At 57.0% G+C, this 13,015-nt stretch carries 11 protein-coding genes; 2 read left to right on the forward strand and 9 right to left on the reverse strand.

Annotated features, from left to right (window positions below):
* Positions 1-111 precede the first annotated feature (111 nt).
* Both FGW20_RS07025 and FGW20_RS07030 read right to left on the reverse strand, forming a co-directional pair.
* On the reverse strand, positions 112-1,893 hold the full coding sequence (locus tag FGW20_RS07025; RefSeq protein WP_301677379.1) for a DNA primase family protein: 1,782 nt from the start codon (positions 1,891-1,893) through the stop codon (positions 112-114).
* Between the two features lie 1,556 nt (positions 1,894-3,449).
* Positions 3,450-4,676, reverse strand: a complete 1,227-nt coding sequence (locus tag FGW20_RS07030; protein ID WP_301677380.1) for a tyrosine-type recombinase/integrase — start codon at positions 4,674-4,676, stop codon at positions 3,450-3,452.
* Positions 4,677-4,802: 126 nt separating this feature from the next.
* On the opposite strand from FGW20_RS07030, the gene FGW20_RS07035 reads away from it, so the two are divergent.
* Both FGW20_RS07035 and FGW20_RS07040 read left to right on the forward strand, forming a co-directional pair.
* Complete coding sequence (locus tag FGW20_RS07035) at positions 4,803-5,387, forward strand: radical SAM protein (protein ID WP_301677381.1); 585 nt, start codon at positions 4,803-4,805, stop codon at positions 5,385-5,387.
* A gap of 14 nt (positions 5,388-5,401) precedes the next feature.
* A complete protein-coding gene (locus tag FGW20_RS07040; RefSeq protein ID WP_301677382.1) occupies positions 5,402-6,175 on the forward strand; it encodes a PP2C family protein-serine/threonine phosphatase in 774 nt (257 codons plus the stop codon).
* Between the two features lie 81 nt (positions 6,176-6,256).
* Here FGW20_RS07040 and FGW20_RS07045 read toward each other — a convergent pair whose 3' ends face one another.
* The 7 genes from FGW20_RS07045 to FGW20_RS07075 form a co-directional block, all read right to left on the reverse strand.
* Positions 6,257-6,598: a helix-turn-helix transcriptional regulator gene (locus FGW20_RS07045; RefSeq protein WP_301677383.1), complete on the reverse strand. Its 342-nt coding sequence runs from the start codon at positions 6,596-6,598 to the stop codon at positions 6,257-6,259.
* Positions 6,599-6,603: 5 nt separating this feature from the next.
* The gene (locus FGW20_RS07050; protein WP_301677384.1) at positions 6,604-6,840 is read right to left on the reverse strand and encodes an LSM domain-containing protein; all 237 of its coding nucleotides are present in this window, start codon (positions 6,838-6,840) and stop codon (positions 6,604-6,606) included.
* A 218-nt stretch (positions 6,841-7,058) separates the two neighbouring features.
* The gene (fbp, locus tag FGW20_RS07055; protein WP_301677385.1) at positions 7,059-8,156 is read right to left on the reverse strand and encodes a fructose-1,6-bisphosphate aldolase/phosphatase; all 1,098 of its coding nucleotides are present in this window, start codon (positions 8,154-8,156) and stop codon (positions 7,059-7,061) included.
* A 450-nt stretch (positions 8,157-8,606) separates the two neighbouring features.
* Positions 8,607-9,059, reverse strand: a complete 453-nt coding sequence (locus FGW20_RS07060; protein WP_301677386.1) for an Hsp20/alpha crystallin family protein — start codon at positions 9,057-9,059, stop codon at positions 8,607-8,609.
* An 82-nt stretch (positions 9,060-9,141) separates the two neighbouring features.
* On the reverse strand, positions 9,142-11,568 hold the full coding sequence (locus tag FGW20_RS07065) for a CDC48 family AAA ATPase (protein ID WP_301677387.1): 2,427 nt from the start codon (positions 11,566-11,568) through the stop codon (positions 9,142-9,144).
* Positions 11,569-11,632: 64 nt separating this feature from the next.
* Positions 11,633-12,208, reverse strand: a complete 576-nt coding sequence (locus tag FGW20_RS07070; RefSeq protein ID WP_301677388.1) for a 5-formyltetrahydrofolate cyclo-ligase — start codon at positions 12,206-12,208, stop codon at positions 11,633-11,635.
* A gap of 59 nt (positions 12,209-12,267) precedes the next feature.
* Positions 12,268-12,684 carry a carboxymuconolactone decarboxylase family protein gene (locus FGW20_RS07075; RefSeq protein WP_301677389.1) on the reverse strand — a complete coding sequence of 139 codons (417 nt, stop codon included), beginning with the start codon at positions 12,682-12,684 and terminating at the stop codon, positions 12,268-12,270.
* Between the last annotated feature and the right edge of the window lie 331 nt (positions 12,685-13,015).

Here is a 13,015-nt window from a genome sequence, read left to right on the forward strand (position 1 = left end):
CGACCGATGTGCGGCTTTGTTGGGGGGAGGTATTTCTGAACAATCTCCCAGAGATCATCGTCAATTTCCCGGAATGCCATGATCCCCAGTTTTATCCGAGGGGACTTATAATTATAGGATCACCTCAAACCCGAATTTATATAGGGATTCGGCAAACTTGGTATCCCTCGCTGCAACCTTCCCGTTATCGCTGCACCATCGGACGTATGCGTTATACAGGTCTTCCTTCCTGTACCTCTCGTCCATATCCCGGACCATGTTTGATTGAACAAACTTGTAGATAGGATCGGACTCGAAGAGCCAGAGGTCTTGAATCTGGATCCCGGTGCTCGTGCTTAAGAGCTGGTTGCTTCCCGCTCGAATCACGATCATTCTCTTGATCACATCGTTCAAGAGCCCGGATAGGTTCTCCTCTGTTAGCACCTTCCCGATAAAGGACGGGTCGCGGGGAAACTGGTTTGGAAAGATAACATACTCCCACCGGCTGAAGAACGCTTCATCGTCTTTCTCCTGGTCCGGTATGGCTGGGGGTTTGTTGCAGGTGTATACCTGGGTCGCATAGACCGGGATATTATATCCTTCCTTCCCCTTCCTCTCTACCCATATTTTTGTTCCTCCGGTCGTCGTCTTGAACGTCTCCAGGTTACTCAATTTGACGCTCTTTAAATCATCGTAGACATTCAACAACGCGCCTTCAAACTGTGCGAGGGCAAAACGGTTTGTTGCCATTGCATGAAGAGAGATCCGGGAAATAAATTCCTCCCCGAAGAACGCATTTAACAATTCTATGGCGTATGTAGTCTTTCCTGAATCGGCCTGACCTTTTAAAAGATAGGCTTTCTTGTAGGTCACTTTATTTTGGGCCTGTAATAGCGCCTGTGCCATAACCTGATACAAGAGCTCTATCTTCGGTTCATAGTCTCCCGGGTTCGTCTCCCCTTCCGGGACAATCCATGATTTAAATACCTCATAGATAGCGGAGCCGGATGCTTCGGGGTCAAACGTCACCGGGAGTTTATAGGTAAACCTGTACTTCGGGCTGTGGGGGAGGAGCGTGTACGTTCTGGCTGCATAGTCAATCTGAACCACTCCGTTCATGACCGGGATAGCATCGGGGTACTGATTGAAGGGATAATCCTTGTAATCTGTGATGAGGTAGTGCGTAACTTCACGTATGGCTGTGCTGATATTCCCTTCATACTCAACTACCCGGGCGATCCTCTTGATCTCCTCCTCGATCACGTTGCGGTTGGAAGTGAAGATCCCATCCTCGTAGACTCGTATATCGTCTTTAAAAGTGACAATATCGTAAATCTCTTTGATGTGGTCAGCGATAGTTATGTAGTTCAATTTAAACCCGTCGCGCGTCGGGATAGTATACTCATTCTTGTATCTCTTCTGGATTTGCTGCCCCTGCTCCTGGAGTACTGCGCGGTGAAGTTTATCCGATGCTGCGATCTCCCGTATCCATTCTTTAAGATCCTCCTCCTGCATCTGATCGTAGTTTTTCGGGGGCCGGATGTCGTACCGCCTCTCGAGGTGCGTCAGAGCTTCCGACACTTTGACCGTTCCCATTTGGTTGATCTCGTCGTCAGTATAGTAGCTCCATGCGGGATCGGGGCTGCGCTCTTCTTCTGTGTCCTCACCGTGAGGTACGAAGGTGATACTCTCGAACCCGGGCGCGGCTGAGGTCTGACCGTTGCCGCTCTCCTGGGTGGCTGAGTTATAACAGTCTGGACATAACCATTCTGCTTGCATCGTCTCGGGGTCGAATGTGGTTCGATAGTTCGCCGGCCTGCCACATATCCGGCATGGGTGCCGGGCGGACGGGGTAGGAAGATCCTTCTTGTAGTCGTCGGGGTTGATCTCTTCCAGCGATCCGCTCTCGATCATACGATCACCCACCTGGAGAACCGCCAGTACAGTTCAACTCCTCGGGCTAATTCCGGGCTGTTATGGGGGGCCGCACCGACGATCTCAACGAGGAACATCCTGATAAGAGTTATGCGCCGGTGCAAGTCTCGCAGGCTAAGCGGTCCCCGCTCGCATTTCTGCATATGGCGTTCACACAGGGAGATCATAGCGCGGATCTCGTCGAGGCTCGGCGTCCGGTAGCATGACTCACCGGACATGCTCTACCTCCCGGCACCTGCAGTCTTTCCAAGTGTGATGTAGTTCGCACCGTCCGGGAACGTAACGGGTGGGGCAACCGAAGCAAGGGTTTACCTTAGAAGGGTATTTATAGGGGGGGCGCGATAGTTGCTTTTGCATTACGCATCCCTCAGTATGAGTAGTGTGAGAGCGCCGCCGGGTTGGTGGAGGCGGTAAGTTCTGGTCGGTTTCGGTCGATGCCTGGTGTAACCAGGCATCTTACCATGTCTGAAAGGACATGGCCCAATTGAAGCTATTAGGCGGGAGATACTACAGTCTATCAACTGTCTTACCATGTCTGAAAGGACATGGCCCAATTGAAGCACTCTCGTCATTTGAGCACCTCGGGGGGGGTGCTCCCTTCTTCCTCTTCGTCTCTGACGATTATGACTAATCCTTTACGTACACCAACATCCGCGATGGCTTGATGAAAGCAATCCATCGCTTTGTATTCCGAATGAGTCAGTACTAAAAGTTCTGAACCGCTCATTCTGATACCTCCGCGCTCTTTGGTCCCGGGTAGAGGAGGTAAAAACGATTTAGTACTTTCTTGGGCGCTAGATACCCGTTGCCGGACAATCGACGAACGCGGTTCCTGATGGTGTTTTCAGGCGTCGCCGGATCGGCCTTGTCCATCACATCCCGGATTCCCACGCCAGGTTGCTTAATAACGGTTCTGACGATCAGAGTATCGAGATCGTCTAAAGATATGTTTTTGCGTCGCATTTCTTCACCCGTTCTGTTTTAGAAGAGCTGAAACGGGGGCAAGACGGGCAACGTATCGAGGTTGGCAAAGTCTTTTATACCTTGCTTCCTCAGTCTTTTTTGTCGGAATTTTCCGACGGGTTTTAATTTTCGTTGCCGGTCACCCGGTTGGGACGTTGCGCCAACAACGTCCCTCAACTCTCTAAGTAAAAGTAGAAATAACTACTATATATTCCCTCTGCTCACCCGATGCTCTCAAAAAGGGCTCGGAGAGATTAGAACTACCTGTTTCCGAAATGAAAGGATTTTAGAGGATTTCTTAAAACAAGTCTAATTTAGTGTATTATTTCTCTCAAAATAGACGGATTATAATACTATATCTACCACTTTTGGCGCAAATAGGTAAAATTTTGCCAAGACACTCAACAACCTCACTTGTTTAAAGTGAAGTGATATCTAGTGCTATCTAGTGTATTCTTTTGTGTTCTTTTGTTGTCTTGTGTATTTAATTGGAAAGTGTTATAAAAATATAAACACGCAAAAATAGGTTATTTTGCCGCGCGTCGCTCGGAAAAAAGGTTTTTGTAATTTACTCACCTGTTAATCAACCTACCTTGTTTCCTCGCTCGTGCATCCTTAAGAGCCTCTAACATTTCTTCATCGGTGTACTCACCGAACAAAAGTTCCAACTTTGACGTTTTACTATCGAACGCCGTTCGGGCCTCTTCGGTTAACGGTGCAGCGCACCGATTACAATACGTTGCATCGGGCTTGTTCACTAGATAGCACCTCGGGCATTGCCGGGGCTCCATCGGATCGGGGGCTGCGTTCTTATCCGCGAGCCCGTACATTTCATGCACCTGCCGATCTATGTCCTGGTTGGAAAGGTGCTGATACCGGCCTAGCATCGAGGTGCCGACATTGCCCCATATCATCAGCTTGATCACGCTCTCACTGAGTCCTTCGGCTGATAGGTGCGTCACCCTGGCATGTCGGAGATCATGAAGGGTGATCTTCTTCTCGATCCCGCTCCGTTCAAGTATCCGGTTGAACTGGTGCCGGTATACGCCATACCGTATTGATTTGAGTTGTTCGGTCACAAAGACCGGGGCATCGTCGGGTACTGGCTGGACCGGGTAGTTGCTCAACCACTCCGCGACATAGGGCCGGCACCACACACACCGGATATAGCGCCTCTTCTCTTGCTTGGCACCCTTCCGGGTCGTGATGGCAATCCCGGTTTCCTCGAGGGTAAGATCCTTCCACCGAAGATCGCACACTTCGCTTATCCGGCCTCCTGATTCATAGGTGAGGGCGATAAGCGCGCGGTCCCGGGGGTTCCGGCAGGCTCGGATCAGTCTGATAACTTCCTCTTTCGTGAGGATGTCGCTCGGGGATAGATCGATCTCGTATCGGTTCTCAATGCGGATCTTCTTTAGCTGGGCCTCGGTGATCTCGGTGTATCCGTACTCCATCAAGAACCGCACAAACTTTTTCAGCACCCTAAGACTCTCCTGTACGGTGCTCTGTGCGTAATGTCCGGTTCTGAGGGCTCCTACACCCTGCATCAGCTGGGGATACGTTATCCCGGGATACGGGGGTATGTACCGTCTCATGCTCACTAGCTTAGAGGTGAGCGCGCGGATCCTCGCCGGTGAGAGTCCTTCACCCTGGGCGGTCCCGATAAACTCACGGATAACCCGGGCGTCCTCGGGGGTTATCCTGCCGTCCTCGGTCGCTTTAGAAATGGAGTTCTCGTTAAACTCCGGGCGGTATTCGTTGAATGGCCGAACATCAACTTCCCTGGTGCTCCCTTCCATGAATCAGTATAGGGGGCGCGCGTATATAGAACTTCGTATACATCATCGTGAAAGTTTTGCCAGAACTACGAAATCAGCCAGTGCGGGGCCGGCTACGCGGTCTCGTGCGATGACCTTGCCGGGATCATGCTCCGCCTGCAGGAACGCGGGTGCCACAACGTCAACTTCGTCTCCCCCTCGCACGTCGTCCCCCAGATCCTCCGTGCAGTCACCCTCGCCGTCCCCCGGGGTCTCAATATCCCGCTGGTCTACAACAGCGGCGGTTACGACTCCGTGGAGACCCTGCGGCTGCTCGACGGCGTCATTGACATCTACATGCCGGACGCGAAGTACGGGCGGGACGACGTGGCGCTGGAACTCTCCCACGCCCCCGGCTACACCGGCTGCATGCAGGCCGCATTAAAGGAGATGCACCGGCAGGTCGGTGACCTCGAGGTCAGGGACGGCATTGCGGTGCGGGGCATGATCATCAGGCACCTGGTGCTCCCGGGGAACCTTGCAAACAGTGAGATGGTGATGAAGTTCATCGCAGAGGAGCTATCGCGCGACTCCTACGTGAACGTCATGGCCCAGTACCACCCGGCCTGGAGGGCGTCCGAAGGTGGGAGGAGCCCGGTGTTTGCGGCGTTGCAGCGCCCGATAACGGCACGGGAGTACCGTTACGCCGTCAGCTGCGCAAAAGAAAACGGCCTCACCCGGGGGTTCCCGTGAGAGGTGAATGAGAGATGCTGCCACCAAAAGACTATCCGCTCGAACAGAGAGATGACTCTGGAGTGCAGGTGAGAAGAGAGGCACGGCTCCGGTACGCGGCCCTGACCGATACCGGGAAGCGTGAGCAGAACGAGGACGCGTACTTCGCCGGCCGAATGGATGGGCATCACCTCTTCGCCGTCGCGGACGGTCTCGGGGGGCATGCCTGCGGCGAGGTTGCGAGCAGGATGGCGATCGAGATCCTCGCGGAGGCTGCAGACGAGGAACTCCCGGAGAGCGAACCCGGCGAACTGCTTGGGCGCGCGTTCAAGCGCATCAACACCGCTATTTTTACGTATAATCGGGATAATGGCCTGAACGCGGGGACAACGCTCTCTGCCGCCATTGTCGCAGAGTCTGGCCGGTGCTGGATCGGCACGGTGGGCGACAGCAGGACGCATATCGTCACGCCGACCTCCATCTGGCATACGCGCGACCAGACCTACGTCCAGGGCCTGGTTGAATCGGGAGCCATATCCCCGGCGGAGGCGATGGTCCACCCGCGAAAGAACGTCCTGACCCAGGCGCTCGGTCTCTCGGCCCGGGTGCAAGTCGACCTCGACGTCGTGGAACTCGCCTGCGGGGTTCTCCTGATCAGCTCGGACGGACTGCACGATTACGTCCCGGAGAGCGTCATCCGGGAGATCGTGCTTGGAAACGAGCCCGACATGGCATGCCGGAGACTGATCGATGCCGCCAGTGACGCGGCAAGCACCGACAACACCACGGTGATCGTCGCCAGAGCATGACGGTGTGGGTTTACCGCTGAGAGCGGTGGTAAAGTCTCGTGCAGCGACGGCTCGTTAGAACCGGGTAAAAAAATAGATGCTTTACTCCTGATACTCTTCAAGAGCAAGCTGATACATCCAGTCGAGAAGGAGTGCGCACTCTTCCGGGGTGCACTCCTGATCGCAGCCGATGCACGGGAGAACCTCTCCGCCTGCAAGGATGATGCAGGGGTCGATGGCGCGCTTCTTCGCGCGCAACAGGTAGGTCTTGATGCCGTCGCTGCGAAACTCGATGCGTTCGATCAGCCCGGCATCGAGCAGCCGCTTCACGATCCGCGAGCACTTCCTGCTGTCGATATTGAGATGCTTCCAGAGTTCGCTCTGGAGAACTCCCTGGCGATGGGACTGGATAACCTTGAGTGCTTCTTCCTCCTGGTCGGACATGGCTATCAGAGCAGGGGCGCAATGGTCAGGATATTGTTGCCGCGGATGACGACGGTCCCGAGGGTGCGGCCCCGCTGTTCCCCGGTAAACTCGGTGGTCTCGTCCATATGCAGGTTCAGGTGTTCATCCACTGCCACGAGCCGTCCCTGGAGTTTCCTGCTGTCATCCTTGATTTCGACGGTGATTTTTGAGTCTACGAGCGAAAAAACCTTCTTCACAGGGAGTACGATACCGTTAACCATCTGTTCTTATATGGTTATGTTCATGCATTAAGTTTTTCCTATAACCGACCACCGACCGCCTTCGGCGGTCGGTGGGAGGTGCGGCACTGTTAGGTGCCGCTGCCGGCTAGCGTCCGCCTTCGGCGGTCGGTGGGAGGTGCGGCACTGTTAGGTGCCGCTGCCGACTGGTAAATGCTGCGAAGTTTCCGGGCACCGGCGTTCCGGCAATAAAAAAAGGGTTACTCGGGAAGGTCTTCCCAGCGATCCTTGAACTGCTTCTCGACGCCCGGGAGGGTGGTGTACTCCATCTCCTCGAGCGAGAGGCGGTGCGGCTCAAACGGTCCGTGGGCCCGGAGCACGCTGGAGAGCTCGCAGCACTGGTCGCGGACGCGGTTGAACGCCGGGTCGTCGAACATGTCGGCAGGCCCGATCAGCTTCCCGTTGCAGACCTGGAACCCGAGACAGATGACCCGGGGTGGTCCGTCGAACTGGGTGCAGTTTGCGTCGCAGACGCCGACAGGCATGAACGGCCCGTGGTGCGAGCCGCGCATCCAGCCGGCCACGAGGATGGGCGTCCTGAAGGGGTCGATGACCTCGCCCACCGCCGGGAATCCGCTCTGCGCCCGGACGACCATGACCGGGTCGTCTTTGCCGACGTACCGGCCGGCCATCAGGTTCAGCCGCTGGGTGCTGGTGGACGCCCCTATCAGGCCGTCCCTCTTCCAGACGTACTTGATCACGTAGCGGCTCGGCGCTCCGATATAGGCAAGAAGGCTGTAGGACTCTTCGGGTGTGTTGAAGAGGATCTTGCGCTTCTTTATGACGTCGTGGACCTCAAAGGTGAATCCCTCGTGCAGCGACGGGTCGATGACGAGGCCGGACGTGCTGAAGGGGTCGGCGAAGATCTTGTAGAGGAAGTAGTTCCACGCTCCGGGCTCGGTCTTGTCGGCCATGAAGATCAGGATCGGGTCGGAACCCCGCTCTTCGAACTCCATCTCGGCGACACCGGGTCCCATCCCCTTGACGTTGCCGCTGAACGCATCTCCGAGCAGGTCCTGCCCGGCGCCGTAGAGTTTCATCTCCTTGGCGAGTCCGGCGCACTCCATGAAGATATCCCACGCCAGCTTGTGGATCTCTTCATTGTCCTCCCCTTTGGTGTGCGTCATGATCAACTCGAGGTCGTCACCGCAGTGGGTGACGTACGAGTCGATGAGGATGCTGCCTTCTGCTTCCTTGAGTCTCCGGGCGGCCACCTCAAGGATCTTCGGGTGGGTTCGGGAGTGCCCCGGGAAACTGCCTATATCTGCTTTAATTACGGACACGGTGGTCTTAACCATATAATCACCACTACCTGGACGGGCGTAGCCCTTACGACTAGTAGATAGGTATTACTGTATATGTAGGTGTTGTTGCCTTGAAAAAAGGTTGGCTACGGCAATCTGTCTGCAGGTTCGTCCTTCCCGGCGATCCTTCGCGGCGGATGCGTCTGACGGGGGCGCCGGTGCAATTATGCTGCTGTTTACTTATTGTGCCTTTTTTAGCGATTTTTTCCGTAATGGTGGCCTTTTTGAGGCCGTTATTCCGGGAAACTGATCCTGGCGGCCCCGGTGGGGCTCGCGCGTTCTCTCAGGGAGGTATTGCCGGGATGACGCCGTAAGATGCGGCCGGGCGAGAGGAATGCGGCACCTGGAGACTGATCTACCGGCTCCTTCACGTGCGGATGCCGCTCTCGGCGAAAAAATATTGCGGCGCTGCCAGGATGCCGGGCCGGCAGGCAGCTTGATGTCTCAGTCGATCCTGATCGACTTGCCCCGGGAAAATTTGACTTCCAGGACACCGTGCTTGCATCTCGACTGCATGGAGTCGGCGTCCACGCCCGGCACCTCCACCGAGGTCAGCTGGTTGCCGCCGGCAATGATCGTCAGCGTCCCGTTGATGAGTGACAGGTGAATATTCTCCTTCTCGACACCCGGGAGATCGATTGCCACCGTCACGTCGTCATCGGTCGTGTACATCTCTGCAATCGGTTCGATGGTCCCCTCGGAAGAGGGTTCTTCTGGCTCTGCTACGGGGGCCGCTTCCGTTGCCGGGATCTCTGGCTTTCCGGCCTCATGAAGGACGATCTTGAATCCGTAGGCAAACGGCTTGTTCTGATCTCCTTGCTCTTTGAGCCCCTGCTCCATGAGGCGTTTCATCAATTCGTTGAGTTGCTCGAAGATGTCTGGTGGACTGTCACTCATGTGCATCACGTTGTTCCTATCCCTGTTGGTGGGGGCCGGATGCCCCCCAAGGGAGCGCCTCACGGGCAGGGGGGCGCTCCCGTCAGAACGCCGTACCCATCTGGGGCAGCGGGCGTTCCATTTTGGCCTTCAACTCCTTTGTGAGACGCTTGATCTCGCCGAAGTCTTTCTTTCTCCGGTAGACCGCATCTTTGAGGGCCTGCGTGAGATCTTTGACTTCCTGGTCGACCTTCCCGGTCTCCCGCATCCCGGCACGGTTGATCGTCGAGACGGCGTCTTCGAGTGCCGACCGCTGCTCCTGGTTGTAGAGTATCTGCCAGGAATGGCGTTCGTTCTCCTCCAGCCGGTCGATACCGAGCGTGCCTCTCACGCGGGTGAGGGCATCCTCGAAGTGGTTCTTCGTGATCCTCACGTTGCCGATTGCCTGGCGCCGTTCTTCCTCGGTCTTCCCTCCCATTGCGGCGATGAACTCGCGCATGGCGGAAGTTTTTGCCTCGCGGACCAGCGCTTCGATGTCGGCACCGACGTAACCCTCGGTCCTGTCGACCAGTTCCTCGATGTCCACGTCGTTTGCAAGGATCTCCCTGTTCTTCAGGTACACTTCGAAGATCTTCTTCCTGCCTTCCCGGTCGGGCGGCGGAACGTAGATGATCCGGTCCAATCTGCCGGGGCGAAGCAGCGCTTCGTCCAACATGTCCGGGCGGTTGGTAGCGCCGAGAACCACGACATTGTTGAGCTCTTCGAGGCCGTCGAGCTCTGTCAGGATCTGGCTTACCACACTTTCAGTTACGTGCGATGATCCTATATAAGATCCACGTTTGGGCATAAGCGCATCAATCTCGTCGAAAAAGATAATCGACGGTGCTGCTTGCCTTGCTTTCCTGAATACCTGCCGAACTCCGCGTTCCGATTCTCCGACCCATTTCGAGAGGAGTTCCGGGCCTTTTACTGAGATGAAATTGCTTTCGCTCTCGTTTGCGACCGCCTTTGCAAGGAGGGTCTTGCCCGTTCCGGGGGGGCCGAATAGCAGGATGCCGCGGGGGGGTTCGGTGTCGAGCGACGCGAATATCTCCGGATATTTGAGCGGCCACTCAACGGCTTCCGCAAGCTCTCCCTTTACGTCTTCGAGCCCGCCGACGTCCTCCCAGTTGACATCCGGTATCTCTACGAGCACCTCCCGCATCGCGCTCGGCTCGACGTGCTTGTGCGCTTCGATGAAGTCCTCGTTCGTGACGCGGAGCTGGTCGATGATCTCGGCGGGGATCTCCTCTTCGATCTTGATATGCGGTATGATCCCGCGCAGTGCGTGCATCGCCGCTTCTTTTGCGAGCAGTGCGATGTCGGCGCCGACGAAGCCGTGCGTGGAGCGGGCATACTCTTCAAGGTTCACGTCATCGGCAAGCGGCATGCCGCGCGTGTGGATCTGGAAGACCTGCTGCCGTCCCTTGGTGTCGGGGATGCCGATCTCAATCTCGCGGTCGAACCGGCCACCGCGCCGGAGGGCGGGGTCGATTATGTCCGGGAGATTTGTTGCGGCGATCACCACGACCTGGCCCCGGGTCTTCAACCCGTCCATCAGGGCGAGCAACTGGGCGACGATCCGGCGCTCGACCTCGCCCTTCACCTCTTCGCGCTTGGGTGCGATCGAGTCGATCTCGTCGATGAAGATGATCGAGGGTGCGTTCTCCTGCGCTTCCTCAAAGACCTCCCGCAGGCGTTCTTCGGACTCGCCGTAGTACTTGCTCATGATCTCGGGCCCCGAGAGCGTGATGAAGTGTGCGTCCACCTCGTTCGCTACCGCTTTTGCGATCAGGGTCTTCCCCGTTCCAGGCGGGCCGTAGAGCAGGACGCCTTTGGGGGGCTCGACACCCAGGCGTTCGAAGAGTTCGGGGTGCCGGAGCGGGAGCTCGATCATCTCCCGGACGAGCTGCAACTCGCGGTCGAGACCGCCGATGTCCTCGTAGTGAACGTCGGCCGCCGCCGTCTCCCGTCGCCCTTCCTTGGGCTCGTACGGGGTCTCCTTCAGCTCGATTTCGGTGCTGTCGGTGACGATGGCGATGCCTTTCGGCGCCACCCTGGCGATCGCGAACGTAAGCGGGTTACCGAGGATGTTGACCCTGATGAGTTGCCCCTCGGTGACGGGCCTGCCGCGAAGGATCCTTCCCAGGTACTGCTCACCGCCCACCAGGCGGATGGGCTGGGTCGGCTGGATGGTTACCTTCTTTGCGTAGCCTGCTTCGGTCTTCCTGATCCGGACGTTTTCGTCGATCCCCGACCCGACGTTGCTCCGGGTGTTGCCGTCGATGCGCAGGATCGCCTTGCCGGTGTCCTGAGGGAAACCGGGCCAGACGAGTGTCGCCGCCTTATGGCGTCCCTCGACCTCGATGACATCGCCGCTGACCATATCGAGCGCCTTCATGGTGTCGATGCTCAGTCTGGCAATTCCCCGGCCGGCATCTTCGTGAGCCGCCTCCTTGATGGTTACCTCAACGGATTCGGTATTGGCCATGTGAACAATCTCCTCCTGTAGGGTTTACCATAGGTAAGTGCTGTCCACTATTTATATTTTTTCCCTAAACCGCCCTCCCGTTCTGCCGGATGATCCCCTTTTCCGTAACGATGTAGTCCATCTTCACGTCGTTTTCATCGGCAGGAATGCAGTCCGCCTGCTGGCAGGAGAACGCGATGCCGATTTTTTTTGGGTGGGGATACTGGCAGAGGAAGCGGTCGTAGTATCCCGCGCCGTAGCCGAGCCGGTTCCCTTCGGCGTCGAAGGCGAGCATCGGTATGACGACGGCCTCGACGTCCTCGGGCTGTGCGGGAAGTTCGTGGCCGATCGGCTCGGGGACGCTAAACGTGCTCGGAATAAGGACCGAAGGGTCGGGGAGGTAGGAGAGGCGGAGGCTACAGGTCTCTCGTTCGATGATGGGCACGACGACCCGCACGCCCCGGCGGTTCAGGGTCGCGATCAGGCCTTTTGTCTCGGCCTCCAGGGGTTTCGAGACGTAGACCATGACGGTCTCAAATCCGTCGAGGAGGTCGAGAAGCCGCTGCTCGATGCCTGCGCTGTATGCGGCGATCTCCTCCGGAGAGAGGAGCGCCCGGGCCTCCTTTGCCCGCAGGCGAAGGGCTGCCTTTGTCTGGCTCATTGCATGAGAGTTTGGCTCAATCAGACCATAAAGGATGCATGCCAAAAAGGCAGGGGGGCCTACTTATCCGCGTCCTGCCCTTCGCCGCAGACCTCCCGGTACCGGCGGAGGGAGGAGGCAAGGACTTTGGTCTTCCCGATCATCGCGGCGATCTGGAGGACGTCGAGGATCTCGTCGCGGGACGCGCCTTCCTTCAGCGCGGCTTTCATGTGGACCTTCAGGCAGTCGTCTGCCCCGGCCCCGGCTGCCGCTGCCATGGTGACCAGCTCCGCAGTCTTTGCATCGAGGGATTTGGGGCGGGAGAACCGGTAATCGGCGAGGGTGGAGAGCGCGAAGGTGTCGGGCCGGTTCCGGAGGATGGAGAAGATGAACGGCATGACGCCGAGCATCTCCCCTATGTCTGCCATGATGTCATCGCCGAGGTCGTCTGCGTGGGCAAGAAAGTCGTCTATGAGTTTTTCGTTCTCGAGTTTCATTGAGGTATCCTCGTATGGAGATGTGGGTGAGACGGGAGGATAATGGTGCGGTTTTTGGTTCGGGCGGGGGTGGTGGGAGCAGGAGAGAGGGGTGCGGAATTTCATCTGGAAGATTGTCTCGAACCTGATGGCTGCTTAGACGCTTATCCCTCCAGCAGTTATAGAGCCCGGTCCACGGATTTCGTGGGGATATCGCCACGGGGGGAGGGGTTTCAGGGGAGGGGGTCTCCCCCTCCCCCGTCTCCACGAAATGGATGTTATGCCTGTAACCCCCACTCGAAGACCTTCGGTCTTCTCAAGCTCCGGACGTCCCGTCCGTCGCACCCCGCCC

The sequence above is a fragment of the Methanoculleus methanifontis genome (assembly GCF_030464365.1).
Taxonomy (GTDB): domain Archaea; phylum Halobacteriota; class Methanomicrobia; order Methanomicrobiales; family Methanoculleaceae; genus Methanoculleus; species Methanoculleus methanifontis.

Bases quoted from the DNA above. Each gene is read 5' to 3' on its own strand.
- FGW20_RS07075 (WP_301677389.1), bottom strand. From the start codon at position 12,684: ATGAAACTCGAGAACGAAAAACTCATAGACGACTTTCTTGCCCACGCA.
- fbp (WP_301677385.1), bottom strand. From the start codon at position 8,156: ATGGTTAAGACCACCGTGTCCGTAATTAAAGCAGATATAGGCAGTTTC.
- FGW20_RS07035 (WP_301677381.1), top strand. From the start codon at position 4,803: ATGCTCCGCCTGCAGGAACGCGGGTGCCACAACGTCAACTTCGTCTCC.
- FGW20_RS07045 (WP_301677383.1), bottom strand. From the start codon at position 6,598: ATGTCCGACCAGGAGGAAGAAGCACTCAAGGTTATCCAGTCCCATCGC.
- FGW20_RS07070 (WP_301677388.1), bottom strand. From the start codon at position 12,208: ATGAGCCAGACAAAGGCAGCCCTTCGCCTGCGGGCAAAGGAGGCCCGG.
- FGW20_RS07030 (WP_301677380.1), bottom strand. From the start codon at position 4,676: ATGGAAGGGAGCACCAGGGAAGTTGATGTTCGGCCATTCAACGAATAC.
- FGW20_RS07060 (WP_301677386.1), bottom strand. From the start codon at position 9,059: ATGAGTGACAGTCCACCAGACATCTTCGAGCAACTCAACGAATTGATG.
- FGW20_RS07025 (WP_301677379.1), bottom strand. From the start codon at position 1,893: ATGATCGAGAGCGGATCGCTGGAAGAGATCAACCCCGACGACTACAAG.
- FGW20_RS07050 (WP_301677384.1), bottom strand. From the start codon at position 6,840: ATGGTTAACGGTATCGTACTCCCTGTGAAGAAGGTTTTTTCGCTCGTA.
- FGW20_RS07065 (WP_301677387.1), bottom strand. From the start codon at position 11,568: ATGGCCAATACCGAATCCGTTGAGGTAACCATCAAGGAGGCGGCTCAC.
- FGW20_RS07040 (WP_301677382.1), top strand. From the start codon at position 5,402: ATGCTGCCACCAAAAGACTATCCGCTCGAACAGAGAGATGACTCTGGA.